We start from the raw sequence: 25,379 nt of genomic DNA, 5'->3' as shown, positions 1-25,379 counted from the left end.
TGGGATATATTCAAAACATGGTCTTCTTCAGTGTTCCGCTCGGCAAGCTGGTCCGCAGGGTGTCCCGGCTGCGGGGCGGCGGGTCCGCACTTCCAGGACTGGTGGTCGAGAAAATCGATCCCGGCTTCATGCGGCGGACGCTCACCACGCTGCCCCATGGTGTGGCGGTGGTCAGCGGTACCAACGGCAAGACGACCACCACCAAGATGGTGGTCGAACTGCTGGAGAGCCAGGGCCTGAAGGTCTTCACGAACCGGACCGGCAGCAACTTCACCCGGGGCGTGGCGGCGGCCCTCCTCGGCGAGGTGGACTGGCGCGGCAGGCTGGACGCGGACGTCGCGGTGCTGGAACTGGACGAAGCCCATGCGGTCCATTTCGTGAACAGCGTCCCGCCCCGCTACTGCCTCTTGCTGAACGTTCTGCGTGACCAACTGGACCGTTTCGGCGAGATCGACAAAACGGCACAGCTCCTGCAGCACATCGCTTCCAAGACCACAGGAACCGTGGTCCTGAACCGCGAGGACCCCCGCGTTGCCAGGATCGCGGATACACTGACCGGCCAGGAGGTCAAGTACTTCGGCCTTGACGACTCCCTGCTGGGCACCTTTCCCAATGACGACGACATGCGTGCCGCTCCGGGGAGCCCCGCGCCGGCGGGCCTGCAGGAAAAGCCGGCAGCCGACGTCGTGCTCCGCAAAGTGGGCGCGGACAGCGCCGAGTTTGAGTACGACGGCGGGACGGTCACCACGGCGATGAAGCTGCGCGGCGTCTACAACATCTTTAACGCCGCTGCTGCGCTGACGCTGGCCCGCAGCATCTGCGGCGGTGGCGCCGCCACCGCCGACCACGCCACTTTGCTGGACGCGCTGTCCCGGGTGGCGCCGGCCTTCGGCCGCGGCGAAAGCCTCACCGTGGACGGCCAGCCGCTGGACCTGGTGCTGGTGAAGAACCCCAGCGGTTTCCGGCTGGGACTGAAATCCTTCCCCGCCGCCGGGTACGCCACCATGATCGCCATCAACGACAACTACGCGGACGGGCGGGACATGTCCTGGCTGTGGGACGTGGAATTTGATTCCCTGCGCGGGGCGGGGGTGGAAATGATAAGCGGGTCGCGCGCCTACGACATGGCGCTGCGGCTCCAGTACGACGACGTCCAGGTCGGAGCGGTGCAGACCGACATCCCGGCCGCCCTGGCAGCCTTTATCCGGGAAGGCCAGGGCAAACCCAAACGGATTTTCTGCACCTACACCGCTATGCTGGCCATCCGCCGCGAGCTGTCCAAAATCACCACCGTGGAGGTTGTCTCGTGAATCCTGCAGAAGCAGCGACGGCCGGCGGCCAGTCCAAGGGCACCCTCCGGGTGGTGCAGCTGTACCCGCGCGACATGAACATCTACGGCGACTGGGGCAATGCCCTGGTCCTGCAGCGCCGCATTTCCTGGCACGGGTACACCCCTGAACTGCTTGAATACAACGTGGGCGATCCTTTTCCCGAGGGCGTGGACATCATTGTCGGCGGCGGCGGGCAGGACAGCGGGCAACTGGTGATCCAGGACGACCTGCAGGCCCGGGCCGGCCAGCTCAAGGAGCTGGCCGAGGATGGTGCGCCGATGCTGGTCATTTGCGGGCTGTACCAGCTTTTTGGCCGGTTCTTCAAAACCCGCACCGGCGCTGTCATCCCGGGCATCAGCATCCTGGACGTGGAAACCCACGGCACAGATGAGCGCCTGATCGGCAACGTCAAAGTCTCAACCAATGAGTTCGGCGACGTCCTCGGCTACGAAAACCACAGCGGCCAAACCACGCTGGGCAGCGGTGTGCAGCCACTCGGTACCGTGGCCAAGGGAACGGGTAACAACAGCAACGACGGCCACGAAGGGGCCCGCTACCGCAACATCGTGGCCAGCTACCTGCACGGCTCGCTGCTGCCGAAGAACCCCGCCATCGCCGACTTCCTCATCCGCACCGCAGCGGAGCGCAAGTTCGGCAGCTTCTCCCCCGGCAACCCGGACGACACCTTTGCCGTCCTGGCCCGGGAGCACGCTGCCCGCCGGCCGCGCTGACCAAAAAGACTACTGACCCGGGTTAACGGCAGAGGTGCAGCATCCCGGTCAACGCCACTGGAAGTACTCCCGGTGGATGTTGGCCCGGCGGACGCCGGCGGCCCGGAAGGCTTTGCGGAACTGCCGCAGCATGGGATCCGGTCCGCCCATGAAAACCGACAGCTGGCGTGGTTCGGTTCCCACTGCGGCCAGGACTGCCTCCGGGGTGAGCCGGCCATCCGCCTCGGTGTCCACCAGATGGACCGTGAGCCGTGGCTGATTCCAGGCGGCGGCAGTGATCTCGTCGGCAAAGGGCGACGGACCTGCCGAGGTCACGAAGAAGTGGACGTCTTCGTGGAGCTCCCCGTCCAGTGACCGCAGCCAGCTGAGGAAGGGCGTGATTCCCACACCGCCGGCGATCCAGGCCTGATGGGACGTGCCGCGGTGCCGGTCAAAGCGTCCGTAGGGTCCACCGACCACGGCCGGCATCCCCGGCTGGACCACGTCCGGAAGCCTGGCTGTATGGTCGCCCAGCGCCTTGACCGTGATGCTGATTCCACCTTCCTCTGCCGGTCCCGAGATGGAGAATGGGTGCCGCTGCCAGCCCTCTGCTGTTTCCAGGTAGACCATGGCGAACTGGCCCGGCCTGAAATCCAGCGGCCGGCCCAGGGGACGGAGCGCCACTTCCACCAGGTCCGGCGCAACGGGCCGGACGGACGCAACCTGGTAGTCGTGGTGCGGCAGGAAATGCCGCGACAGCAGCTCGCGGTAGGCGTAGAACCCCAGTCCCGTCCCGCCGATAACCACGTAACTCCACCTGAGCGCGGGCACGGCCTCAAACGCGCTGGCGTCGAGCAGGCCGTGCAGGAAGCCGGCGGCCAGGAACAAGCCGGTCAGCCGGTGGAAGCCCCGCCACCGCTCGTAGCCACCCAGCACGCGGGCCGCCATTTGGACCGGCCGGGTTCCAAGAGATGCCAGGACCAGGCGGCGGAGAGGTGCGGGAAGCATCGTCCGCCAGCGCGGCAGGACTGCCCACACCATCAACGCGGCCAGGCCGCTGATGGCAACCACTGCCAACGTCTTGCCCAGGCTGGTTGCTCCCGGATTGGCGGCAAGTTCAATATGCGGCAGCAACAGGATGGTTGCCATAATTGCCGCCCTGCGGTGCCAAATGGCGGCGTGGTCAATGCCACCAAAAATCGGCTCGACGTGAGGGAGGGTGCTGACCAGGATCAGCGCGATCGAATACAACAAGACGGACTCGCCACCGAAGAGCTGCCCAACGTGCCCCAGGACAGGTTCGCCGGCAGGGCGTGCCAGTAACCAGAAGACGCCGTACACCGCCACCAGCACCGTGATGGCGCCGGGCCCCAGCCATCGGAACGGAATGCCCAGGAAGTCGGTCCCGGGCCTGCTGCCAACCTTGGTCATGGGCCACGGTCCCTTCGTCATCGCCCTGCCTTTTGCGCGTGCCATGCAGGTCGCGTCGATTGCGGCCCGTGCCGGGCCCCATAGCGGCAATTGTAGGGACACAGGCTGGGAGCGCATCCTCCATCCCCCGATTGAGAAGCGTGCCCCGCTGTGAAAGGTTTACCCCATGACGAACCCGCTCCTTTCCGCCAGTCCCCTGCCCTACGGCCTTCCACCGTTCCAAACCATCGCCGTGGAGCAGTACCGTGAAGCCATCAACGCAGGGTTGTCCGCGCACCTGGACGAGATCGGGGCCATCGCCGGCAACGCCCAGCCCGCGACATTCGAGAACACGGCCCTGGCCATGGAACGTTCCGGGCAGTTGCTGAACCGGTCAGCCGCGGCGTTCTTCACCCTGGTGTCGGCAGATGCGTCGCAGGAAATCCGGGAGCTGGAGACGGAACTGTCCCCGCGCTTCCAGGCCCACCAGGACGAGGTGTACCTCAACAGGGCCTTGTTCGAACGCTTCGCCGCCATCGATACGGACACTTGCGATCCCGAGTCGGCCCGCCTGGTGGAGGAATACCTCAAAGAGTTCCGCCAGTCAGGCATCCAGCTGGATGCGCCGGGCCAGGAGCGGCTGCGCGCCATCAACGCCGAACTGGCGCGCCTGGGCACCGAGTTCGGCCAGCGGGTCAAGGAAGGAATGAAGTCCGCCGCACTGCTGCTGGATGACGCGGGCGACCTGGCGGGGCTGCCGGCCGACGACGTCGCCAGCGCAGCGGTTGCAGCCCGCGCCGCCGGACACGACGGCAAATACCTGCTCACCCTGATCCAGCCCGGCAACCAGCCTGCCCTCGCCGCACTCGAGAACCGTGACGTCCGCCGTCGCCTGTTCGAAGCCTCCGTGGCGAGGGGCAGTGACGGCGGCAGCCTGGATGTCCTGGACCTGGCCCGGGACATGGCCGGGCTGAGGGCGGAGAAGGCACGGCTGCTGGGGTTCGCCAACTATGCCGAACTTGTGGTTGACCGGCAGACGGCGCCGGACTTCGAAGCGGTCCGGACCATGTTGGGCCGGATGGCGCCGGCCGCCATCCGCAATGCCGACGCCGAGGCGGCGGCGCTGGCCGGGGTTGCCGGCCACCCGCTGGAAGCGTGGGACTGGGCCTACTACTCGGCCAAGGTGCGGCGGGAAAAGTACGACGTCGACGAACAGGCGCTCCGGCCCTACTTTGAACTCAACCGCACCATTAACGACGGCGTGTTTTTTGCGGCCACATCCCTGTACGGCATCACCTTCCACGAGCGGACCGACCTCCACGGCTACCACCCTGACGTGCGTATCTGGGAGGTCCGCCACGAGGACGGCTCCGCCCTGGGGCTGTTCCTGGGCGACTACTACGCGCGCGAAACGAAGCGCGGCGGCGCCTGGATGAACTCGCTCGTGGACCAATCGGCGCTGCTGGGCACCCGGCCCGTGGTGATCAATACCCTGAATATTTCCAAGCCGCCCGCGGGCGAACCGACGCTTCTCACCCTGGACGAACTGCGGACCCTTTTCCACGAGTTTGGCCACGCGCTGCACGGACTGTTGTCGAGCGTTACCTATCCGCGCTTTTCAGGCACCGCGGTGCCGCGGGATTTCGTGGAGTACCCGTCGCAGGTGAATGAAATGTGGATCATGTGGCCGGATGTACTGTCCAACTACGCACGCCACCACATCACCGGCGAGCCGCTGCCGCAGGACATCGTGGACCGGCTGGAGGAATCCCGGCTCTGGGGCGAGGGATTCGCCACCACCGAATACCTGGGAGCTGCCCTTCTTGACCTGGCGTGGCATGTGCTGGAACCGGGCGGTGCCCCTGACGATGTGCTGGAGTTTGAGGCCAAGGCCCTGGCTTCCGCCGGGATCGCCCATCGCCTGATTCCGCCCCGGTACCGCACCGGGTACTTCCAGCACATCTTCGCCGGGGACGGATACGCGGCGGGCTACTACTCCTATATCTGGAGCGAAGTATTGGACGCAGAGACCGTTGACTGGTTCAAGGAGAACGGCGGCCTAACCAGGGCGAACGGCGAACGCTTCCGGCAGGAGTTGCTCTCCCGGGGCAACAGCCGCGACCCGCTGGAATCCTTCCGCATCGTGAGGGGCCGCGACGCACAGCTGGACCCCCTGCTAAGGCGCCGCGGCCTGGAGTAACCCCCTGACCTTAAAGAAGTACGACGCCGGTCCCCCACCGAAAGAAGGTGAGGAACCGGCGTCGTCATTACTTAGGTGAGGCGACCACCAGCGACAGGCGGGGGTGATCCGGCAGCACGCGTAAAAGGGGCCCCGCGCCCCGACCAGCGACAAAGCCGCCAAACGAGGCGCGGGGAATAGCGTGCAGAGGATCAGCGCCGCCAGGCGCCCAAAGAGGACGCGAGGAGGGAGTTACCAGCCGCGTTCGGCGAGGCGGTGCGGCTGGGGGATCTCGTCGACGTTGATGCCCACCATGGCTTCGCCGAGGCCGCGGGAGGCCTTGGCGATGACGTCGGGGTCGTCGAAGAAGGTGGTGGCCTTGACGACGGCGGCCGCGCGCTGGGCGGGGTTGCCGGACTTGAAGATGCCGGAGCCGACGAAGACGCCGTCGGCACCGAGCTGCATCATCATGGCGGCGTCAGCGGGTGTGGCGATGCCGCCGGCGGTGAACAGGACGACGGGTAGCTTGCCGGCGGCGGCAACTTCCTTGACCAGTTCATACGGGGCCTGCAGTTCCTTGGCCGCGACGTAGAGCTCGTCCTCGGGCAGGGAGGACAGCCGGGCGATCTCGGAGCGGATCTTGCGCATGTGCCCGGTGGCGTTGGAGACGTCGCCGGTGCCGGCTTCGCCCTTGGAGCGGATCATGGCCGCGCCCTCGTTGATGCGGCGCAGGGCCTCACCGAGGTTGGTGGCGCCACAGACGAAGGGAACCTTGAAGTTCCACTTGTCGATGTGGTTGATGTAGTCGGCGGGGGTCAGGACCTCGGACTCGTCGATGTAGTCGACACCAAGGGACTGCAGGACCTGGGCCTCGACAAAGTGGCCGATGCGGGCCTTGGCCATGACCGGGATGGACACGGCATCAATGATCTGGTCGATCATGTCGGGATCGGACATGCGGGACACGCCGCCCTGGGCACGGATATCGGCCGGAACACGCTCCAGCGCCATGACTGCCACGGCACCGGCGTCTTCGGCGATGCGGGCCTGCTCGACGTTGACGACGTCCATGATGACGCCGCCCTTGAGCATCTCGGCCATGCCACGCTTCACGCGGCTGCTGCCCGTGACGCTGTTCGCGGACGAACCGGCCTCGTTGCTTACATCAGGTGTAGACACAAAAACCCCTATGGGTAGACAGATGATCTTCGCCGGGCATGCGGCGGCAGCTGCCGGAGGTGCACGCACGGATTGCCGGGTCGCTTGACCGGGCACTTATATACTAGTCCCCCGCCGCACGGCAGGCTTAATCATGTCTAATCTGCGGGCGTGGGCTCTGCCAATGCCTGCCGGCGTACCGAGACAACGCGCTGAACGACGGTGATGAGGCTGGCCGCCGCCAGGAGGACCAGTGTGACCAGGAGCACCACCGGCGGGAGGCCCAGGCCGGTCAGGCCGGTCACCACCAGGATGGATACCAGGCGTTCCGCCCGCTCGGCGATCCCCACGTTGGCCGTGAAGCCCAGCGACTCCGCCTTCGCCCGGGCGTAGGAGACAACCATGCCCAGGACAAGGCAGAGCAGGGCGGCCACGGCGATGGCCATGTTGTTGCCGCCGGTGAAGAACCAGACGGACACCCCGGCGAAGAGGGCACCGTCGGCAACCCGGTCCAGGGTGGAGTCGAGGAAGTTCCCCCAGCGGCTCTTCACACCCTGCATCCGGGCCATGATGCCGTCCAGGACGTCCGAGAAGATGAAAGCAGTGATGAAGAGCGTGCCCCAGAAGAGCTGCCCCAGCGGGTAGAAGCCCAGGCTTCCGGCCGCAACACCTGCAGTTCCGAGGATGGTTACCGCATCCGGGGAGACACCGATCTTCAGGAGCCAGCGGGCCAGCGGGGTGAACAGTGCGGTGAAAAAACCGCGGGCATGCCTATTCAGCATCCGACTCCCCGGGCCAGGCTTCGGCCACTTGTCTCCGGACCTCGTCAAGGGTCTGGGTGATGGCCTTGGTTTGGGCGATGATGGGGAAGAAATTGCCGTCCCCGCCCCACCGCGGAACGATGTGCTGGTGCAGGTGCGCCGAGATGCCGGCTCCGCCCACAACCCCTTGGTTCATGCCCAGGTTGAAGCCGCCGGGATTGGACACCTTGCGCAGGACCCGCATTGCCGTCTGGGTTAGGTCGGCAAACTCGGCGGTTTCTTCGACCGTGAGGTCCGTGTAGTCCGGAATATGCCGGTACGGACACACCAAAAGGTGCCCGGGATTGTAGGGGAACAGGTTCAGCACCACGTAGCAGGTCCGGCCGCGGTAGACGATGAGCGCCTCTTCGTCGGTGCGGGCGGGGCCCACGCAGAACGGGCAGTCGTTCTCATTCTTGAACTGGTGCTGCCCGCCCTTGATGTAGGCCATCCGGTGCGGAGTCCACAGGCGCTGGAAGGCGTCGGGGACACCGGCGAGGGCGAAGTCGTCGGTAACGCCGGCATCGCCTGGATATCCTGCGCCTGTGTTCTCCTGCACTGTGCTGCTTCCGTTCGCTAGCTGGTCCGGTTGCGGACGGCGTCGGTGATCCGCTTGACCGCTTCCGACACGGGCACGCCGTTGTCCTGGCTGCCGTCGCGGAAACGGAAGGAAACGGCGCCGGCCTCCGCGTCGTCGCCGCCGGCGATCAGCACGAACGGGATCTTGTCCTTGCTGGCGGTGCGGATCTTCTTGGGGAACCGGTCCGAGGACGTATCCACCTCGGCGCGGATGCCCTCGGCCTTAAGCTGGTCGACGACGTCGAACATGTACTCGTTGAACGCCTCCGCCACGGGGATGCCCACCACCTGGACCGGAGCCAGCCACGCGGGGAACGCGCCGGCGTAGTGCTCGGTGAGGACGCCCATGAACCGCTCCACCGAGCCGAAGAGCGCACGGTGGATCATCACCGGCCGCTGCCGGCTGCCGTCGGCGGCCTGGAATTCCAGCTCGAACCGTTCGGGCAGGTTGAAGTCCAGCTGGATGGTGGACATCTGCCAGGTGCGGCCCAGCGCATCCTTGGCCTGCACGGAAATCTTGGGGCCGTAGAACGCCGCTCCGCCCGGATCGGGCACCAGCTCCAGCCCGGACTCCTGCGCCACCTCGGCAAGGGTCCTGGTGGCTTCCTCCCAGGTGGCGTCGTCGCCCACGTACTTCTCCGGGTCCTTGGTGGACAGCTCCAGGTAGAAGTCGTTCAGGCCGTAGTCCTTGAGCAGGTCCAGGACAAAGGTCAGGGTCTTGGTGAGTTCGTCCTTCATCTGCTCGCGGGTGCAGTAGATGTGGGCGTCGTCCTGTGTCATTCCACGGACGCGGGTGAGGCCGTGGACCACGCCGGATTTCTCGTAGCGGTAGACCGATCCGAATTCAAACAGCCGGAGGGGCAGTTCACGGTAGGACCGGCCGCGGGAGCGGAAGATGAGGTTGTGCATGGGGCAGTTCATCGGCTTCAGGTAGTAGTCCTGGCCGGGCTTGCGCACGGTGCCGTCCTCGTTGAGTTCGGCGTCCACGTGCATGGCGGGGAACATGCCGTCCTTGTACCAGTCCAGGTGGCCGGAGACCTCGTAGAGGTGGCCCTTGGTGATGTGGGGGGTGTAGACGAACTCGTAGCCGGCCTCGACGTGGCGCTGGCGGGAGTAGTCCTCCATCTCCTTGCGGATGATGCCGCCCTTGGGGTGGAAGACGGGCAGGCCGGAGCCCAGTTCGTCCGGGAAGGAGAAGAGGTCGAGTTCCGAGCCGAGCTTGCGGTGGTCGCGGCGCTCGGCCTCGGCAATGCGCTCCTGGTATGCCTTCAGCGCTTCCTTGGTGGGCCACGCGGTTCCGTAGATGCGCTGCAGCTGCTGGTTTTTCTGGTTGCCCAGCCAGTACGCCGACGACGAACGGGTCAGCGCGAAGGCGTTGGAGATCATCTTGGTGTTGGGCAGGTGCGGGCCGCGGCAGAGGTCACACCAGACGGTGGTGCCTTCCTTGCGCTCCACGTTGTCGTAGATGGTGATGTCACCGGCGCCGACCTCGACGTTCACGCCCTCGCCTGCCTCGGCAGCGTCGTTCTTCTTGCCGAGCAGTTCGATCTTGTAGGGCTCGTTCTTCATGGCTTCGCGGGCCTCGTCCTCGCTGACCACGCGGCGGACGAATTTCTGGTTCTGGTTGACGATCTTGAGCATCATCTTTTCGAGGGTCTTGAGATCCTCGGGGGTGAAAGGCTCGGCGACGTCGAAATCGAAGTAGAAACCGTCGGTGATGTAGGGGCCAATGCCGAGTTTGGCGTCGGGGCGCAGCTGCTGCACTGCCTGTGCCATCACGTGGGCGGTGGAGTGGCGCAGGACGTTCAGGCCGTCGGGCGAATCAATGGTTACGCCTTCCACCTCGGCGCCTTCGGGCAGTTCCTGGTCCAGGTCCTTCAGCTCGCCGTTGACGCGGGCCACAACAACATCACGGCGCTCAAAGAAGAGTTCCGCACCGGTTGTCCCGGTAGTCACCTTGGTCTCTTCGCCATCGACGAGAAGGGTGATCTGCTGGGCATCTGACACGGGTGTCTCCTATTCAAAGTTGAGGCTTCATAGCTTGTGGCATACGGGGACCACAGCCAGCCACCGTCAATGCTATCGGTTCCGGTTGAGCCCACCAACGCGGCGCACAGCACGCTCACCCGTTAAAGCCGGTAATCGCCAGCGTCCTGCTGATGCCGTCCAGGGGATGCGGGCCGTCCTGGGCAGCCGCCGGCGAGGACTCGGGGAAGGGCAGCGTCTCGGTGCGGCTGAGGTCCCAGGCCATGCTTGCGCTCAGGCTGATCCCCCGGGGGCCGGTCCTTCGGGTGGTGCCGCGGATCAGCAGCAGGCGGGTGCCAAACAAAAGTGGCCCTGCACTTTCCTGGGCCTCATGGAAGAAGACCGAATCAACGCAGCCGGTGCCGTCGTCGATGCTGATGAACACCACCCTCCGTCCGCCGCGCATGGGAGGGGTCTGGGTTGCCACCCGCACCCCGGCCACCAGCACTTCGGTCCCGTTGCGCAGGCTGAGGAGTTTATCGGCTGTGGTGACGCCCAGCTTTTCCAGCAGGGGACGGTGGCTTTCCATCAGATGGGTGCTGACATCGACGGCCATGAGGTCCAGTTCCGCCCGGACGTTTTCCACCAGCGTGGGGGCTGGAAGCCCGGGCTTGATGTTGCGCAGTTCAATATCGCCCAAGGGTAGGGACAGCTGTCCCTCCAGGATGTCGGCGCCTTTGCGCGCGCCAGTGGCTGACTGGAGCTGCTGCAGGTGCTGCACCAGGTCGGCCCGGTTGGCTGTTCCCCCGGCTTCCCGGTGCAGGGCATCAAAGGCTCCCAGCTGGGCGAGCCGCCTGATGCTTGGCTTGCTGAGCCGCGAGCGCGCGCGGAGGTCTGCCAGTGAGTCATATGGCTGGCCTGCCACTATCCGCTTCAATTCGGCTGCGGACAGCCCGTAGATCCCGTTCAGGCTGAGCCGGATCCCCAGCCTGCCGGCGTCCTGGCCGGACTCGATCCGCTCCACCCGGTATTCAGCTTTGCTCCGGTTGATGTCCAGGGGAAGGATGGGTATCCCGAGCCTGCGGGCTTCGGCCACCAGCAGCCGTTTGGGATACATCCCGGGGTCGTGCTCCCATAAGCCGGCAAGGAAGGCTTCCGGGTGGTGTGTCTTAAGCCAGGCGGACTGGTAGGTGGGGACGGCGAAGGCAGCACCGTGGGCTTTGCAGAAGCCGAAACTGGCGAACGACTTCAATGTCCCCCATACCTTGTCCACTACTTCGGGGGTGTATCCCCTGGTTTTTGCATTGCGCCGGAAGTATTCCTCCACCCTGGCTTCACCGTCGTCGCTGCTCAGCGCCCTGCGGAACTCGTCGGCTTTGGCAAGCCCGCAGCCGGTCATGATGTCGAGGGTTTTCAGGATCTGTTCGTGGAACACCGTGACCCCATGGGTTTCCTGCAGCACCGGTTTAAGGTCCGGGTGGGGGTAGACCTCAGGGGCGAACCCGTGCCGGTGTTCCAGGAAGGGCCGCACCATGTCGGATTTCATGGGGCCGGGACGGAACAGTGAAATATCGATGATGAGGTCGTTGAACTCCCGGGGTGCCATCTTTCCAATCAGCTCCCGCTGCCCCGGGGATTCAATCTGGAAGCAGCCCAGGGTGTGCGTGCTCCTGATCAGCTGGTATGTCGGTTCGTCGTCGAGGGGAACGGCGTTGAGGTCGATCCGGCCGTCCCCGGCGATGTAGTCAGGGCCTGTTCCGTCAGGTCCTGCCGGGTGCCTTCCTGCCTCCACCACGTCCTTCTTGCTGGGGTGGATGCGGATGATCTCCCGGACTGCGAAGGCCATGGCGCTTTGCATGCGCACCCCCAGGACATCGAGTTTGAGCATGCCCATGGGGTCCATGTCGTGCTTGTCGAACTGGCTCATGGGCAGCCCCAGGCCGCTTGGCTGGACCGGGGTGCGGTCCAGGAGTGTGGCATCGCCCAGGATCACTCCGCACGGGTGCATGGAGATGTGGCGGGGCAGCCGGTCCAGGCGTTCGGTCAGGTCCACCAGGAGGTCAAGCTGCTGGTTCCCGTCCATGTCGCGCTGCTCCACCCTGCCGGCGAACTCCCGGAGCTCGGGCTTTTCCTGCAGGGCTTCACGGAACTTCCGGGCGGAAAAGCGCCACAACTGCTTGGCGATCTCCCCCACCTCGCCGTCGTCCATGCCCAGCGCGAGCCCGGCGTCGCGAACCGCCCCCCGGGCCCGGTACCCGTTCTGCATGCTCATCAGGGTGACGCGCTCCGGGCCGAACCGGTCAAAAATCCTGTGGTACACATTGTGGCGTTCCGCGCTTTCCACATCGATGTCAATGTCAGGGAGGGTGGCACGGTCGTTGGAAAGGAAACGTTCAAAGATCAGGTCATGCTGGAGGGGATTCACATGGCTGACCTCGATCAGGTAGTTGACCAGGCTTGAGGCACCTGAGCCCCTGGCGGCCGCCCGGACCCCCATGTCCTGGATCATGCGGGATACCTCCGCCACCGTCAGGAAATAGGCGGAGAAACCCAGGTTCCGGATGATGCCAAGCTCATGCTCCAGCCGGGACAGCATCTCCTGTTCGGGTTTTCCTGAGATCCCCGGGAAACGCCTGCCGATTCCCGCATGGCAGCGCTGGACAAGTTCGGCGTGCGGATCCTGGCTGATCCCAATAACCGATGCTTCCGGAACCACTGGCTGCTTCCACCCCATATCGGTGCTGGGGTCGATCCGGCAGAGGTCGGCGAGCGCCTCTGTTTGCGCCATCATCTGTTTGAGGTCTGCTGCACCGTAACCGGCAGCGGAAATGATTTCCTTTCCCAGTCCCAGCATTTGTTCGGAGGTTTTCAGCCAGCCCTGCCCGGTGGGCTGCAGGAGCGGTTCACCTGCAAGTTCCGGAAGGGACTTCAGGGTCCGGGCAGAATCCAGGACGTCGGCGGTTGGTGCGCCGTCTGCGGCACAGTACCTGACGGCGTTGGTGAGGATGGCGGGTACGTGGTGTTCCTCTGCGAGCCTGAGCATGCGGACTGCATGTGCGGTGCTGAAGGGAGTCCCCGGAGCGCTGAGCTGGGAGACAATTTCCGCCACGACCGTTCCAGCGGGCATGGCATCCAGCCATTGCTTGAACAGGGTCCGTGGACGCAGGTAGCGCCGGCCACCCATGGCCCGTCCGACGTCGGAATCCGGTCCAATCAGGACGGTCAGCACCGGCTTGAGGGTCTGGGGGTCAAGGGTGCGGGAGGCGAGTTCGGCACGGGTGACCGCGGCGGGCACCGCTCCCCCGGCTTTCCCCGAGGTCCTGGCGTGGGAATCGGAAACCAGCCGGCACAGCGCACGGTACCCGGCACCGTTGTTGTGGCCGCGGGCCAGCACCACCACCCTGCCGGATACCTGTGTGCGCTGATCGCCGTCGTCGTCAAATACTGCAAGGTCCACCCCCACTATGGGGTCGATGCCCGCCGCCATGCAGGCCTTGAGGTGCTTGATGGTGCCGTACAGCCCGTCCCGGTCGGTGCAGGCAAGGGCCGTTGCGCCGTCGGCTGCGGCCGCCATTGCCAGCTCTTCAGGCCAGGAGACACCGTAGTGGGCACTAAATGCCGTGGAAACGTGGAGGTGGGTAAAGCTCATGGTGATGGGAGGTGGGGATTCATGCGGTTTTGGGGCGAAGGCCGTCATGGATCCGCAGCAGCCGCCAACGGCCACTGCGGATATGGCGGGTCAGGTCAAGGGTGAGGGGTTCGGCAACGGCAGGTTCTCCTGGCCCCATCGGGCGGGACGCCACTTTGGCAGGCAGTACCTGGACCCGCCAGATTTCGTGGTCCACCACGCCCGGTCCGCTTCCCAGCGGAGCCCGGGTGTCCTCTGCCCACCATTGCCGGCGTTCATACCAGCGGACAGGTTCGGCACAGACAATGTAAGACGTTCCTGCCCACGTCAGGGATTCCGGCTGCCCGGAAGCGGAGCACACCACGTCAACGGACTCGCTGAACATGCCCACGTGCGCCTCCCTGCAGCTGCAGATTGTGACCCTTATTCGAATATGTATTCGAACGAATCCAGTCTACGCCGGGGAGGCAGCAAAACATAGGCGGGGGTGGACGGAGCGTGCGGCAGGGAGCAGGATGATGGCATGAGTACCGATGACGCACTCCTGAAGCAGGCAAGCATCAAGACCCAGGACTCCACCCTGGTTGCACGGTTCGACATCGACGGCACCATTCCGGACTCCGGCGCCTATGTGGTGGGCCTGATGGGAGCCTCGCCGGATTATTCCATGCAACGACGGCTGTGCATTGAGTTCATGAACGGGGAGGCAATCGCCTGCTACTCGTTCAACCGGGACCAGGGAATCGAGGAAGACTACGACCTGTCGGGAGTGTCCCACTCGGACAACAGCATTACCGGGAGCTTTCCCGCGACGGCCTTGACCGGGCTGGGGCAGGGCCATGTCCTGTCAGCCTTCAGTGAGGCGGACGGCCGGGAGTTCCAGCACGGGGTGCCGGTGGAGGAAGCCCTTTAGGGCTCCTCCGCCAGCCCCCGGAACAGGTCAGCTGTTTTCTTTGTGGATCCGCAGTTCAAGTTCAATGAACGCGGAGATCATCGCCCGGTAGGTTGCTTCGACGATGTCCGGATCGATGTCCTTTTTCTCTGCGGCGGACCGGACGTGCTCGATGATCCGCTCCACCCGGCCCGGGGCACGCACCTCTGCGTCATCACCCTTGAGGGTCCCGGCGATCCTGATCAGCCGTTCGCGGCGGGCAATGAGGGTGACAATCTGTTCATCCACCTCATCAACGGCAACCCGAACGGCAGCGAGCTGTTCCTTGTCGGCCCGGGCATCCCTATCGTTTCCTTGAATTGTCGCCATCATCTGACAGTATCGAAGCATGGAGCCAAGAGTCGACTTTATCTCCCTCGGAGTCCGCAATGTTCAGGCATCCCGCGACTTCTACGTTGATGGCCTTGGCTGGCCGGTCCACCGTGAGGTTGCCGGGGAGGTGCTGTTCATCCAGGTGAACCACGGCTTGGTGCTGTCCCTGTGGGACGTCCGCCAGATGCAGGCCGAAGCGGGCACCAGCCCTCCCGACGGCATCCCCTGCATCACCCTCAGCCACAACGTCGCCGGTCCCGGGGACGTGGACAGGGTCATGGAAGAGGCCGCGGAGGCCGGCGCTGACATCATTGCCGAGCCGGTCACCCAGCCGTGGGGCGGCTACACGGGGTATTTCGCCGACCCCGACGGGTTCCGCTGGGAAGTGGCGTACAACCCCACGTGGGGAGTGGACGACGCCGGCAGGGTCACCGTCTGATCCCCGGCCTCACCATGGGGTGCGGCTGCTGGAGCTGGGCTGAAAAACAGGGCTGGGAAAACAGGCCGCTAGAACAGGGCTTCGACCGGGCGGATCAGTCCGGGGCCGTTGTTGCGGACATTGCCCACTTCCTTGCCCACCGACTCCACCCGCCAGTCGGCCGCGGCATTCTTGACGCCGGACCGCACCAGGTCCACGAGTCCGGCGGCGTCATCCGCCTGCGGATCCAGCCATGCCTCCATGGTGTCCCTGTCCATGGGCAGGGGGACGCGGTCGTGCAGCTCCGTCAGCTTCCCGAAGATGGTGGATTCAGACCCCGGCGGGGGCGTGTCGGCCGTGAGGATGGACGTTGAGAGCAGCCAGCGGCCCGGATCCCCTTCGGGAACGGAGGGGTCCTTCCACCACTCGTAGAGGCCGGCGAAGACCAGCCCGTGGTCCGTGCCCGGGTGCACGTAGTAGGGCTGCTTCGACTTCCCAGGTCCCTGCTTCCATTCGTAGTAGCCATCGGCCGGGACCGCGCAGCGGCGGGACTGGACTGCCTTCCGGAACGCCGGCTTCTCCAGCACCGATTCGCTCCGGGCGTTGATCATGCGGGAACCGATTCCGGGGTCCTTGGCCCAGGACGGGACCAGGCCCCAGCGTGCCACGTGCAGCTGGCGCACCTGCCGGGGCGCGGCACTGTCATCCACCAGGCGCTCCAGCACGATGGGGACGGCATCGGTGGGTGCCACGTTCCACGACGGCGGGATGCTCACCTCGCTCTCCAGCTCGGCATCGAACTCAGCCAGCAGGTCCCCCACGGCACGTGCCATTACGTAGCGTCCACACATGGCACCAGCTTGCCACCGCCCGCCACAAACTGTCATCCGGCGCCGTTCCAGGCGTCAGGCACCGGGGAATACCGGCAGCCACGCTACGGTTGACGGTAAGGAAACCTTTCAAGCGACGTATAGGAGATCCCTGTGGACTTCACTCCCGAATCCGGCACCATCACGATGTTCTCCACCACCTGGTGCGGCTACTGCAACCGGCTCAAGAAGCAGCTGGACGCGCAGGGCATCGGCTACACGGAAGTCAACATCGAAGAGGTGGACGGCACTGCCGAACTCGTGGAGCAGCTGAACGGGGGCAACCGTACGGTTCCCACCGTGCTTTTCCCGGACGGCTCCGCAGCCACCAACCCGTCTGCTGCCGAGGTCAAGAGCCGGCTGGCTGCCTGACCGGCAAGGCGCGGCATCGCCGCAACTTTAGTGCGGGTCATGCCCCCAGGCTGCTGAAGGAAGCAGTTTCCAGGGTGGCATGGCCCGCATATGTTTCCAGCAGGGACCGCTCAACGGCTGCCACGTCAAGGCCGGGCACCAGGTCGTTGGCGGCACCGGCGGTTGCCGGGTCCCAGTCCAGGCCGAGCGCGGCATAGCTGTCGGTGAGGACCTTGCGGATCGGGGCGGAATCCTCCACCACGATGACGGAGCTGAAGAGCCAGCCACCCGAGACCACACGCTGCGCGGTACCCACCAGTTTCACCCGCCGGGAGTTGTCCGCTGGATCCGTTCCATGCACGCTGAATTCACCGGGACAGTACTCGCCTGGGATTTCCCCCACCGCCGCCTGCACCCCAACGCCCCGCAGCGCCTGCGCAAAGAGCTCACCGAAGTAACCGAACCTGGTTTTGGAACCGGCGACGGCGTCCGCGTCCGGTTCGATATGGTCCACCACAAGGGTGCCACGGTGGTAGGCGGCCGCGCGTCCCCCCGCCCGCCGGACCAGGGGTTCGAAGCCGTTGTCCCGGCAGGCACGGGCGGCGGCGTCAAAGCCGGGCAGGCGGGTGTCCCGCTGCCCGAACGCCACAGTGGGAGCCGGCCGGTACAGCCGCAGGGTGGGGCCGATGCCGCCGCTCCTGGCCCTGGCCAGCAGCTCCAGGCCGAATTCGAGGTCACGGCCCGCGCCGAGGGACACGTCCTGCCGCACCACGGTAAGCGTGCGGAGTCCTGTACCGGTGTGGTGCATTGTTGCGAAACTCCTGGGTCGGGTGCGGGCAGGCCATCCCTAGGTTACGCCCGACGGCGGCAACCGCCTTAACGAACCCGGCGCCCGGCCCACAGGGCGTGCAGCAGCGGAAGGGACGACGCAGCCATCAGCGCGTTCCCGGCCGCCAGGTCGTCGGCGCGGACGATGGCGCCGGCCACCAGCAGGGCACCGAAAACCACGGCGGAGGCCGCGCGCCGTCCCGCCCGTTCCAGCCGCGCCGCCTGCCGCTCCAGCCGCGGAACAGCCACCTCCAGCGAGCCCTCCTCAAGCCGGCCGGCCAGCGCGTCCAGCCTGCCGGGCAGGCGCAAGGCAATACCGGCGGCATCGAGCGCCTGCCGGGCCACGTCCTGCACCACGTTGCCGCGCTCGTCGCGCAGCAGCTGCGCCGCGTAGGGTTCCACCGAGTCCCAGAGGTTGAAACGTTCATCCAGCGCGCTGCACACACCGGAGGTCAGGGACATGGCTCGAATGATCAGCAGGAAATTCTCCGGCAGCTGGAACGGCAGCGAGCGGACCACGTCGCCGAACTCCACCGCGAAATCCCGGAACTCCCGGGGGTCGACTTCGCGGAGCTCGGCAAAGCCCATGCCGCCGAAGCGGGCAAAGAGCTGGGTCATGGCGCGTTCCAGGCCATCGCTGTCCGCCGACGGCATCAGGACGCCGACGTCATTGATCGCCGCCACGAGTCCCTTGCCGTCGCGTGCGGCTGCTGCGATCAGGAGCTTCCGCAGGCCGCTGCGCGTGGATGGGGTAACCTCGCCCATCATGCCGAAGTCAATGAACGTCAGTTTCCAGGGGCGTTCGCCTGCGCCTGCACGGACGGGAGTGACGAAAATGTTCCCAGGATGCGGGTCCGCATGGAAGAAGCCGTTGGTGAACAGCTGGTCGAACATGATGGCGGCAAAAACCGGGGCCACCGTGGCGGGATCGATGCCCGCGGCACGGAGCGCACGGGCATCGGTGATCTTGATGGCCGTGACATCCTCAAGGGTGAGTACACGGCGGGTTGTCCGTTCCCAGACAACTTCCGGTACCGCCACCCGGTCATCACCGGCAAAGTCAGCCGCAAAGCGCTCGGCGTTGACTGCCTCGTGCAGGTAATCAATCTCCTGCAGGCTGATCATGGCGAATTCCTCTACCAGGGCACGCATGTCGGCGCGGCGGGAGACGAGCCGGACGTGGCTGACCCAGCCGGCCACTTTCCGCAGCGCGGCAAGGTCGACGTCGACGATGGCGCCGATGCCCGGACGCTGAACTTTCAGGACCACGGCATCCAGTCCAGTGTCCCCGGCATCCAGGGGGTTCAGGCGGGCCCGGTGGGCCTGTCCCAGCGAGGCGGCTGCAATCGGAGACTCGTCCACGGAGGCGAAAACCTGGTCCGGCGGTGCACCCAGTTCCTGTCCCGCCAGGGCGGCGATTCCAGGGAAGGCCACCGGCGGCACCTCGTCCTGCAGCCCTTCGAGCTCTTTGGTGATCTCCGGAGGCAGGACGTCGAGCCGGGAGGACAGGAACTGGCCCACCTTGATCATCAGGCCCCCGAGTTCCACGGCCAGGTCATGGAACCGCCGGGCAAACTGCCGCATCCTCCGGGAGCGCGTCCGGGCGGCGACGCCACCAAGCCCTATCCGCGGCAGGAACAGCTCAAACCACCACGTGGTTGCAAGGTTCCAGGCGGCGAAGCGCAGGATCCGCCGGTAGCGCCCGCGGTGCTGCCTCAACGGGCGCTGCGGGTCGTCCCTGGCATGGACGATCGACGACACCCGATCAGTCCCGGGCGAGGATGGCGTAGAGCCGGCGGCGGGCCTCGTCCAGCACTGCCACCGCCTGCTGCACCTGTTCCGCTGAACCGGTTCGGCCTACCTGCGCCGCAGCCTGGGCCAGTTCAATCCCGGCCTTGGGAAGGGAAGCGATGCCGCCTCCGTTCATGGAGGCCGCCGGATCCCATGGCGCAGATCCCCGCTGGGCCGCCACCTCCTCACGGCCGGCTTCGGTCAGCGAGTAGATCTTCCGCCCGTTGGATTCCTCGGCGCTGATGGACCCTTCATCGGCCAGCAGCTGCAGCGTGGGGTAGACAGAACCCGCGCTCGGTTTCCAGCTGCCGCCGCTGCGCTCCTCGATCTCCCGGATGATCTGGTACCCATGCATGGGCCGTTCCGCGAGCAGTGCCAGCACCGCTGCCCGCACCTCTCCCTTCCCGGCGCGGGTTCCCACCCGTTTGTCGAAACGGGCGCGCAAGTCCTCCACGGCCTGCCACATGCCGTCCAGATTGTTCCCGCCGAATCCCCCTGTGGGGTGTGAAGCACGCATGATGAACTCCTTTGCCGATCGCGAACGATATACAACGATACTCAGCGATATACGCCGCGCACCATACCAGGAGCAAGGATGCTGCCCGCGGACACCCAGCAGCCGGCCACCGCCCGCGTACTGTCAGGACGTGCGCAGGGTCAGGATTTGCGCAGGGTCAGGATTTGTTCAGCGCGGCCGAACGGGCCCTGCCGGTCGTGCAGCACGGTGGAGGTCAGCCCGATCCCGTCGCGGCCGAACGACACCGCGTTGTCCAGCCCCAGCCACTCCCCCTCGGGCCTGCGGTACATGTGGATCTGCAGGTCCAGGTTGGGGAACGCATAGCTGTCCTTGCCCGGAGGTACCCGGGCGGCAATGCCGTTGGCGGTATCCACCAGACCCATGAGCCGCGCGAAGTCACCGCTGTCCGCCCGGTCGGTCAGCGGATGGTCGGTGCGGAGCCATACTTTCCCGGCGCCCGGCCGGTGCCCTTCGGCCACCCGCATTTCGAGGGACCGGATGTAGCCTCCGGGCCACACGGCGGAGCCGTCATAGGGTTTGCATTCATCGGGCCCCGGTATCGCCGCGTCCTCGACGGCGGCCACCCCTGCGGTGTCACTGGTCTGCAGGCGCCAGCCGGTGGCACGGATCGCGGTCCGGCCCCCGGCCACCAGCTCGGCCTGGACCAGTTCGATGGTCCTGCCGGGCCGCAGGGTGGTGGTGTCAATGCGGAACTCGCCGCCGGGAATCAGCCCAAGGATTTCGTAGCTGATCCGGGCCATCCGCATGTCCCCGCGCGGCTGGTGCCGTTCCAGGACATCTGCCATCAACCCGGAAGCGGGAGCCATGTGCTGTTCGTGGGCGTTCCAGGCGCCCTGGGCGTGGATGGTGGACCGGAACAGGCCGCCGCCAAGGTCCTGGTAGTAGAAGTTGCCCCCGGCGAGTTCGGACAGGTCTGCAGTCAAGGCTGGCCCCTTACGGAATTTCAGTGAATTGGCACTAACTCTATCCTCCTGCCGTGGAAGGCACGCTGCGGCAAGGCCACGAAATGTTGGAGGGTGCGGGTGCCAATCGGACTAGACTCAGGAACTGGCCCTGTCAGCAACCCAAAAGAGGTTCCATGCGCGTCATCAGCTATAACCTCCGCAAGCACAAGGCCAGCGGCGAGCTTCTTGCCCTGGCACGGAACCATGACATCGATGCGCTGTGCCTCCAGGAAGTGGATTCCAGCGATCTGCCGGAGACCCTTGGTCCCCTGCACCTGGCCGACGTCACCAAGGGCAACCGGCTGGGGCTGGCCATCTATTACCGAACCACCCGGTTCACGGCATTGGACACGCAATCCTTCGCCTTAAAGAAATCCATGCATGACCGGGTGCTGGCCCCGGCCCATGAGCGGCTCATCGGAACACGGGTGATGGACAACGAAACCCAGCATGAACTGGTGATCGGCTCGTTCCACGCAGCCCCGCTGACCGCATCGAACTCGCTGCGCAGGAAGCAGATCCACGCAGCCCACGCCGAACTGCTGAGCATGGGCAAGGGGTTGATGACCCTGATGGTGGGCGACTTCAACTATCCGTTCTTCACCAAGAACCTGGACATGCATATGAAGAACTCGGGGTACGCCCTCTCGCTGAGCAACAGGCGGACCTACACCAGGTACAAGGTGTTCAAGGGTCATTTCGACTTTGCCACGTCCCTGGGCCTGGACATCACCAGCGTGGAAACCCTGCCGCGCGGAAACTCCGATCACCTGCCCATCCTGGTGACCGCCGAGTACGGCGAGGGCTACTAAAGGATCAGGGCGACGGCAACCGGTAGATTCGGGCGTCGGCGTTACTGAATATGAGCTCCACGCCTCCTTGGGCCTTTAGCCAGTCTTCCAATTCCTTGGAGTTGCGTTCGGTGCTCTGGCCCTGGAGCTCGAGGCTTGCCTCTGTTGACCGCATGAGCAGCACGAAGGCGCCGGCAGGGTTGTGCCGGCCGTAGTTATAGAAGATTGGGCCGCAGCTCGCTGCTGACAAGTCCCGCCGGCACAACTCGTCCATGGTCCGGTACCGGTGTTCCAGGTAGGCATCGCTGCGCCATGGTGTGGGGTGGGCAGCGGAAATAATGGCCGCCCCGTGAGGCGCGATCCGCTCCACTTCGGCCACGGCGGCCATCTCACTGTCGGTGAAGATGTCGAACTTCGTATTCCCGAACCTGCTGGTCTCGATCAACAAGGTCAGCAGCAGGAAGGTGGGCACAAGGGCCAACACGGCCAGGAAAGGAAGGCGCGTGCCGCCCTCCCTTGGCAGCAGGGCCGAGGACGCCTGCAGGGCGACGAAGGGCAGCGCGAACAGGGAGACGCGGATGAGCATTTCCCCGCCGTATGACTGCATCGGGAACAGCAGGAGCGGGGTGACTGCAAGCAGGACCACCCGGATGTCAAGCCGCTTCCTACGCCAGTCCCGTACCGCCCCTGCCGCCGCGAGGACCCACAGCACGAGGGTCAGGACCATTCGGACTTTCACGACGAGCGAATGGCCCGGGGTCCCGGTGACGCGGTCAACGACATTAGCCGCAACCGCACCCTGGAATCCTGCGTCCTCAAGGGGCGGGTGTCCAATGAGATAGGCACTTGCCGGGTAAACCAGCCAGAGTACAAGCACCACAGCAGTGATCAGCGGCAGCCGGCTGGACCAGAGACGCCCACTGAGGCTGAGGGCGGTCATGGCAATGAGCATCATGAAGGGCGTCAGCTGATGGCTTGCACAGATCACAGCGACAAGCAGGAGGGCCACCACGAAAGCGCTCACCCGGTGCTGCGGCCTTTGCTCCCAGGGGGACCGGCCCCGCCACCAAACCGCCAGGTCGGCGGGCCGGAAGCCACGGAAAGTGCCGGGGTTCGCGGCCAATGGTCCGACGAGCAGGGCGATCAGGATGAGGTACAGGAAGAAAGCGAAGGCCTGCGGGGACAGATAGTCCTGATCCTGCCAGTTTCCCAGGCAAAAAAGCCAGAGCACCAGCCAACGCCGTCGCGGATCAGCGGTCAAGGTCCGGGCAAGCACTGCCAGGGCCATGAGCCACAGCCCAACGTCGAACACAGGAGCCCACAGGGCTATGCTCACCGGTTGGAGGCCGGATGCCTTGATGACCGTGGCCAGGAGGGCAAAGAAACCCGGCCAGTTGAAGTACGCGTCAATGTCAGGATCTATGACCTGCGTGCTTGATAGTGCGTCGGCAATGCCCAAATGCCTGAACGCTACTTCGCCCCGCGGTATGTCGGTCACAAACGCTGCGGTCCCAAACAGCTCCACAACCAGCACTGCGAGGAGCCACACCATCACTGCGCGGCCCGCCGGGCCCCGGGCGTCCCCCCGCAGCGCCGCGATGAAGGTGAGATTGATCAGCACGAGCCCCATCCAGTACGGATAGGGCAGGACGGCAACGAGCCCGAGGTCGCTGTTGACGGGCAGGTCCACGGTGGAGGCCGCCCCTGCGGCGAGCACCAGCGATACGACACCTGCCAGTGCGAAGACCACATCGCGGGGCCGCAGGCGCCCACCGTTGCGTCCGGGGGCATCGAGCACGGCGGTCATGGTGTCTCCTGCCTGGGGCGCCAGGGCATGGCGGGGATCCTGGGGCCGGCTGCCCCGAAGCCGGGCGAAGGCACTACCGGCGGCGGAGCGCGGCATCTTGGTCCTCACGCTGCCCGGGTACCGGGAGGACGCGCTCCCGCGCCGCATGCGCCACCATGCCGAAGAATGCAGGATATTGATGTCGCTGTGTAGTGGCAGGGATCTGGACCCCCGCAGGAGTCCGGCCCGGCAGTAAGCCTGGCTGCGACGTGGCACCCGGTGACAGGAGAGGAATGGACAACTGGCTCACCAACCTTGCTTCGTGGCTGGGAAGTAGATTCAGCCAACCGGAGATGGCCCCAAAAATGGGACACGTCAGGGCTAATACGGTGGTTGTCCGGTTTACCTGCCCAGAGATCAAGCAGCCCCGACTTCGCCGTAGCTTGGAGCATAACGGCCTGCACATGCGGGCAGCACCAGTAACGGGTACCTAATTTCGCGCCAGGGATACCTACACACGCCCGCAGGGCAGCCCGGTCCGTCAGTCCAACTTCCAGGGTGGGCAGTCCAGGAAAGGCTTATCAGGGATCCTGGGTGTCCAGCCGCGCCAGCAGGTCCGGCCACGACGCCGCGAATCCGGGGTGCAGCTCCAGTGCGTCCACCTCGGCTGTGGGAATCCAGAGCAGTGCGATGCTTTCGGGATCGCTGATGACGGGCTCGAAGGATTCCCGCACCAGCACCACCACGGTGGTGTAGGACCAGTAGCCGTGGTCCAGCACGGAGGTGAACAGCACTTCCACGCTCTCCGGCGGGACGGCAGCTTCCTCGTAGGCTTCGCGGAGGGCACCGTCGACCGGTTCCTCGCCCTGGTGCAGTGCCCCGCCGGGCAGGCCCCAAGTTCCACCGTTGTGGCTCCAGACGGCGCGGTGCTGCAGCAGCACACCTTTGCCGGGGTCGTAGGCCAGGACGCCGGCCGCGCCGAACCTGCCCCAGTACCGGCCGCGTTCCCCCTCCACCCATGCGTCGCCCGGGTCGCGCGGGCCGGTGCGCGGCGGCGGAGTGGAGGACGTGCTGGCGGACGGAAAGAGATCCATCGTTCCAGTCTGACAGGTGAAGCACCCGCAGGTGAAGCACCGGCGGGCCAGGCGGTGGGGCGGGCCAGGGGGCGGGCGGAATCCCGCCGGCCCCGTCAGGTCAGGTCTTGTTTCCGTGGTCGACGGCGAAATCACCGCCGGGATACATGACGGTTTCATGCCCGTCGTCAAAGCGGACCACATATGGTGGGCTGCCGCCCTCGCCACGGACTTCAAGAATCACCCCATGCCGGTCCGAGGACCCCACGGTCCTGCCGTGCACGACAATACGGTCGCCTTGGGCTGCCTCCATGGCAATCACCTCCCAGCCCCCAGATTACGACTCGTGGCCGCGTGGGAACAGGGCACCATGGCAGGATTCCGGTATGCCGTTGAACCTCATCCTGCTCGCCGATACCCACATACCCAAACGCGCCAGGGACCTGCCGGAACAGGTGTGGTCCGCCGTCGAAAATGCCGATGCCGTATTCCACGCGGGCGACTGGGTGGAGGCAGCCCTGCTGGACGAATTCGAACGCCGGAGCAACCGGCTGCTGGGTGTTTTTGGCAATAACGATGGGCCCGAATTGCGCCGGCGCCTGCCCGAAACGGCAACTGCCAACCTGGACGGAGTCCGCTTTGCGGTGGTCCATGAGACGGGGCCGGCCAAGGGCCGCGAAGTGCGGTGCGATGCGCTCTTTCCCGACGCCGATGTCCTGGTGTTCGGCCACAGCCACATCCCGTGGGACACGGTGTCGCCGAACGGCCTGCGGCTGCTGAACCCCGGGTCGCCCACGGACCGCCGCCGCCAGCCGGCGTGCACGTTCATGGAGGCCACGGTCGACGGCGGTCAGTTGGCCGAGGTCCGGCTGGTCACGGTCCAGCGTGACTGACCCGCCGCGCCGCTTGGCATGAGGCGGCCTCTCTGCCTAGGCTAGGAACCGTAAGCATGCTTAGCTTTTTGCC

At 65.5% G+C, this 25,379-nt stretch carries 24 protein-coding genes; 8 read left to right on the top strand and 16 right to left on the bottom strand.

Features of this window, described 5'->3' with window-relative positions:
- Positions 1 to 17 precede the first annotated feature (17 nt).
- Both AC3ANU_RS11715 and AC3ANU_RS11710 read left to right on the top strand, forming a co-directional pair.
- Positions 18 to 1,310 (top strand): Mur ligase family protein, encoded by a 1,293-nt coding sequence (locus AC3ANU_RS11715; protein WP_186447717.1) that lies wholly within the window; start codon positions 18 to 20, stop codon positions 1,308 to 1,310.
- The gene (locus tag AC3ANU_RS11710; protein WP_488314574.1) at positions 1,307 to 2,062 is read left to right on the top strand and encodes a type 1 glutamine amidotransferase; all 756 of its coding nucleotides are present in this window, start codon (positions 1,307 to 1,309) and stop codon (positions 2,060 to 2,062) included. The genes AC3ANU_RS11715 and AC3ANU_RS11710 overlap by 4 nt, the downstream gene beginning before the upstream one ends.
- Positions 2,063 to 2,110: 48 nt before the next feature.
- On the opposite strand, the gene AC3ANU_RS11705 is transcribed toward AC3ANU_RS11710, so the two are convergent.
- Positions 2,111 to 3,493, bottom strand: coding sequence for a ferredoxin reductase family protein (locus tag AC3ANU_RS11705; RefSeq protein WP_488314573.1), 1,383 nt, complete (start codon positions 3,491 to 3,493; stop codon positions 2,111 to 2,113).
- A 145-nt stretch (positions 3,494 to 3,638) separates the two neighbouring features.
- Here AC3ANU_RS11705 and AC3ANU_RS11700 point away from each other — a divergent pair, with 145 nt between their 5' ends.
- Positions 3,639 to 5,651 carry a M3 family metallopeptidase gene (locus AC3ANU_RS11700; protein ID WP_488314572.1) on the top strand — a complete coding sequence of 671 codons (2,013 nt, stop codon included), beginning with the start codon at positions 3,639 to 3,641 and terminating at the stop codon, positions 5,649 to 5,651.
- A 231-nt stretch (positions 5,652 to 5,882) separates the two neighbouring features.
- On the opposite strand, the gene pdxS is transcribed toward AC3ANU_RS11700, so the two are convergent.
- From pdxS to AC3ANU_RS11670, 6 genes are all read right to left on the bottom strand, one after another.
- Entirely contained in the window at positions 5,883 to 6,809 is a 927-nt protein-coding gene (pdxS, locus tag AC3ANU_RS11695) for a pyridoxal 5'-phosphate synthase lyase subunit PdxS (RefSeq protein WP_026265780.1), read from the bottom strand.
- Between the two features lie 137 nt (positions 6,810 to 6,946).
- Complete coding sequence (gene pgsA / locus AC3ANU_RS11690; protein ID WP_134164696.1) at positions 6,947 to 7,570, bottom strand: phosphatidylinositol phosphate synthase; 624 nt, start codon at positions 7,568 to 7,570, stop codon at positions 6,947 to 6,949.
- Complete coding sequence (locus tag AC3ANU_RS11685; RefSeq protein WP_018769348.1) at positions 7,560 to 8,147, bottom strand: HIT family protein; 588 nt, start codon at positions 8,145 to 8,147, stop codon at positions 7,560 to 7,562. The genes pgsA and AC3ANU_RS11685 overlap by 11 nt, the downstream gene beginning before the upstream one ends.
- A 17-nt stretch (positions 8,148 to 8,164) precedes the next feature.
- Positions 8,165 to 10,174, bottom strand: coding sequence for a threonine--tRNA ligase (gene thrS, locus AC3ANU_RS11680; RefSeq protein WP_056390502.1), 2,010 nt, complete (start codon positions 10,172 to 10,174; stop codon positions 8,165 to 8,167).
- A 115-nt stretch (positions 10,175 to 10,289) separates the two neighbouring features.
- Entirely contained in the window at positions 10,290 to 13,781 is a 3,492-nt protein-coding gene (locus tag AC3ANU_RS11675) for a DNA polymerase III subunit alpha (protein WP_488314571.1), read from the bottom strand.
- A 19-nt stretch (positions 13,782 to 13,800) separates the two neighbouring features.
- Positions 13,801 to 14,151, bottom strand: a complete 351-nt coding sequence (locus AC3ANU_RS11670) for a DUF6504 family protein (RefSeq protein WP_018769351.1) — start codon at positions 14,149 to 14,151, stop codon at positions 13,801 to 13,803.
- A 132-nt stretch (positions 14,152 to 14,283) separates the two neighbouring features.
- Between AC3ANU_RS11670 and AC3ANU_RS11665 the strand changes: the two genes are divergently transcribed.
- Positions 14,284 to 14,673, top strand: coding sequence for a hypothetical protein (locus AC3ANU_RS11665; protein WP_018769352.1), 390 nt, complete (start codon positions 14,284 to 14,286; stop codon positions 14,671 to 14,673).
- A 27-nt stretch (positions 14,674 to 14,700) separates the two neighbouring features.
- Here the strand turns inward: AC3ANU_RS11665 and AC3ANU_RS11660 are convergent, their stop codons facing one another.
- On the bottom strand, positions 14,701 to 15,024 hold the full coding sequence (locus AC3ANU_RS11660) for a chorismate mutase (protein WP_043424939.1): 324 nt from the start codon (positions 15,022 to 15,024) through the stop codon (positions 14,701 to 14,703).
- 16 nt (positions 15,025 to 15,040) lie between these two features.
- Between AC3ANU_RS11660 and AC3ANU_RS11655 the strand changes: the two genes are divergently transcribed.
- Positions 15,041 to 15,463 (top strand): VOC family protein, encoded by a 423-nt coding sequence (locus tag AC3ANU_RS11655; RefSeq protein ID WP_488314570.1) that lies wholly within the window; start codon positions 15,041 to 15,043, stop codon positions 15,461 to 15,463.
- A 68-nt stretch (positions 15,464 to 15,531) separates the two neighbouring features.
- On the opposite strand, the gene AC3ANU_RS11650 is transcribed toward AC3ANU_RS11655, so the two are convergent.
- Positions 15,532 to 16,275 carry an SOS response-associated peptidase gene (locus AC3ANU_RS11650; protein WP_488314569.1) on the bottom strand — a complete coding sequence of 248 codons (744 nt, stop codon included), beginning with the start codon at positions 16,273 to 16,275 and terminating at the stop codon, positions 15,532 to 15,534.
- Between the two features lie 150 nt (positions 16,276 to 16,425).
- Between AC3ANU_RS11650 and AC3ANU_RS11645 the strand changes: the two genes are divergently transcribed.
- On the top strand, positions 16,426 to 16,683 hold the full coding sequence (locus tag AC3ANU_RS11645; RefSeq protein WP_018769356.1) for a mycoredoxin: 258 nt from the start codon (positions 16,426 to 16,428) through the stop codon (positions 16,681 to 16,683).
- 37 nt (positions 16,684 to 16,720) lie between these two features.
- On the opposite strand, the gene AC3ANU_RS11640 is transcribed toward AC3ANU_RS11645, so the two are convergent.
- From AC3ANU_RS11640 to AC3ANU_RS11625, 4 genes are all read right to left on the bottom strand, one after another.
- Positions 16,721 to 17,470 (bottom strand): lipoate--protein ligase family protein, encoded by a 750-nt coding sequence (locus tag AC3ANU_RS11640; RefSeq protein ID WP_223991674.1) that lies wholly within the window; start codon positions 17,468 to 17,470, stop codon positions 16,721 to 16,723.
- Positions 17,471 to 17,538: 68 nt separating this feature from the next.
- Positions 17,539 to 19,251 carry an ABC1 kinase family protein gene (locus AC3ANU_RS11635; protein WP_488314568.1) on the bottom strand — a complete coding sequence of 571 codons (1,713 nt, stop codon included), beginning with the start codon at positions 19,249 to 19,251 and terminating at the stop codon, positions 17,539 to 17,541.
- A 4-nt stretch (positions 19,252 to 19,255) separates the two neighbouring features.
- Complete coding sequence (locus AC3ANU_RS11630) at positions 19,256 to 19,798, bottom strand: PadR family transcriptional regulator (RefSeq protein WP_488314567.1); 543 nt, start codon at positions 19,796 to 19,798, stop codon at positions 19,256 to 19,258.
- Positions 19,799 to 19,938: 140 nt separating this feature from the next.
- Complete coding sequence (locus AC3ANU_RS11625) at positions 19,939 to 20,742, bottom strand: thioesterase family protein (RefSeq protein ID WP_488314566.1); 804 nt, start codon at positions 20,740 to 20,742, stop codon at positions 19,939 to 19,941.
- 155 nt (positions 20,743 to 20,897) lie between these two features.
- On the opposite strand from AC3ANU_RS11625, the gene AC3ANU_RS11620 reads away from it, so the two are divergent.
- Positions 20,898 to 21,575: an endonuclease/exonuclease/phosphatase family protein gene (locus AC3ANU_RS11620; RefSeq protein ID WP_018769361.1), complete on the top strand. Its 678-nt coding sequence runs from the start codon at positions 20,898 to 20,900 to the stop codon at positions 21,573 to 21,575.
- 4 nt (positions 21,576 to 21,579) lie between these two features.
- On the opposite strand, the gene AC3ANU_RS11615 is transcribed toward AC3ANU_RS11620, so the two are convergent.
- The 3 genes from AC3ANU_RS11615 to AC3ANU_RS11605 form a co-directional block, all read right to left on the bottom strand.
- Positions 21,580 to 23,361: a glycosyltransferase gene (locus AC3ANU_RS11615; protein WP_488314565.1), complete on the bottom strand. Its 1,782-nt coding sequence runs from the start codon at positions 23,359 to 23,361 to the stop codon at positions 21,580 to 21,582.
- A gap of 560 nt (positions 23,362 to 23,921) precedes the next feature.
- Positions 23,922 to 24,434: an NUDIX domain-containing protein gene (locus AC3ANU_RS11610; protein ID WP_018769363.1), complete on the bottom strand. Its 513-nt coding sequence runs from the start codon at positions 24,432 to 24,434 to the stop codon at positions 23,922 to 23,924.
- Positions 24,435 to 24,534: 100 nt separating this feature from the next.
- Positions 24,535 to 24,726 carry a DUF1918 domain-containing protein gene (locus AC3ANU_RS11605; protein WP_026265782.1) on the bottom strand — a complete coding sequence of 64 codons (192 nt, stop codon included), beginning with the start codon at positions 24,724 to 24,726 and terminating at the stop codon, positions 24,535 to 24,537.
- A 73-nt stretch (positions 24,727 to 24,799) separates the two neighbouring features.
- Here AC3ANU_RS11605 and AC3ANU_RS11600 point away from each other — a divergent pair, with 73 nt between their 5' ends.
- Positions 24,800 to 25,306, top strand: coding sequence for a metallophosphoesterase family protein (locus AC3ANU_RS11600; RefSeq protein ID WP_018769365.1), 507 nt, complete (start codon positions 24,800 to 24,802; stop codon positions 25,304 to 25,306).
- Positions 25,307 to 25,379 lie beyond the last annotated feature (73 nt).

This window comes from Arthrobacter sp. SDR-2R, assembly GCF_057747955.1.
This window is presented reverse-complemented; position numbering and strand designations above follow the sequence as displayed.

Coding starts and splice junctions, on each gene's coding strand:
- AC3ANU_RS11715 (WP_186447717.1), top strand. CDS start 18: ATGGTCTTCTTCAGTGTTCCGCTCGGCAAGCTGGTCCGCAGGGTGTCC.
- AC3ANU_RS11705 (WP_488314573.1), bottom strand. CDS start 3,493: ATGACGAAGGGACCGTGGCCCATGACCAAGGTTGGCAGCAGGCCCGGG.
- AC3ANU_RS11700 (WP_488314572.1), top strand. CDS start 3,639: ATGACGAACCCGCTCCTTTCCGCCAGTCCCCTGCCCTACGGCCTTCCA.
- pgsA (WP_134164696.1), bottom strand. CDS start 7,570: ATGCTGAATAGGCATGCCCGCGGTTTTTTCACCGCACTGTTCACCCCG.
- AC3ANU_RS11675 (WP_488314571.1), bottom strand. CDS start 13,781: ATGAGCTTTACCCACCTCCACGTTTCCACGGCATTTAGTGCCCACTAC.
- AC3ANU_RS11665 (WP_018769352.1), top strand. CDS start 14,284: ATGAGTACCGATGACGCACTCCTGAAGCAGGCAAGCATCAAGACCCAG.
- AC3ANU_RS11660 (WP_043424939.1), bottom strand. CDS start 15,024: ATGATGGCGACAATTCAAGGAAACGATAGGGATGCCCGGGCCGACAAG.
- AC3ANU_RS11655 (WP_488314570.1), top strand. CDS start 15,041: ATGGAGCCAAGAGTCGACTTTATCTCCCTCGGAGTCCGCAATGTTCAG.
- AC3ANU_RS11650 (WP_488314569.1), bottom strand. CDS start 16,275: ATGGCACGTGCCGTGGGGGACCTGCTGGCTGAGTTCGATGCCGAGCTG.
- AC3ANU_RS11640 (WP_223991674.1), bottom strand. CDS start 17,470: ATGCACCACACCGGTACAGGACTCCGCACGCTTACCGTGGTGCGGCAG.
- AC3ANU_RS11630 (WP_488314567.1), bottom strand. CDS start 19,798: ATGCGTGCTTCACACCCCACAGGGGGATTCGGCGGGAACAATCTGGAC.
- AC3ANU_RS11620 (WP_018769361.1), top strand. CDS start 20,898: ATGCGCGTCATCAGCTATAACCTCCGCAAGCACAAGGCCAGCGGCGAG.
- AC3ANU_RS11615 (WP_488314565.1), bottom strand. CDS start 23,361: ATGACCGCCGTGCTCGATGCCCCCGGACGCAACGGTGGGCGCCTGCGG.
- AC3ANU_RS11610 (WP_018769363.1), bottom strand. CDS start 24,434: ATGGATCTCTTTCCGTCCGCCAGCACGTCCTCCACTCCGCCGCCGCGC.
- AC3ANU_RS11605 (WP_026265782.1), bottom strand. CDS start 24,726: ATGGAGGCAGCCCAAGGCGACCGTATTGTCGTGCACGGCAGGACCGTG.
- AC3ANU_RS11600 (WP_018769365.1), top strand. CDS start 24,800: ATGCCGTTGAACCTCATCCTGCTCGCCGATACCCACATACCCAAACGC.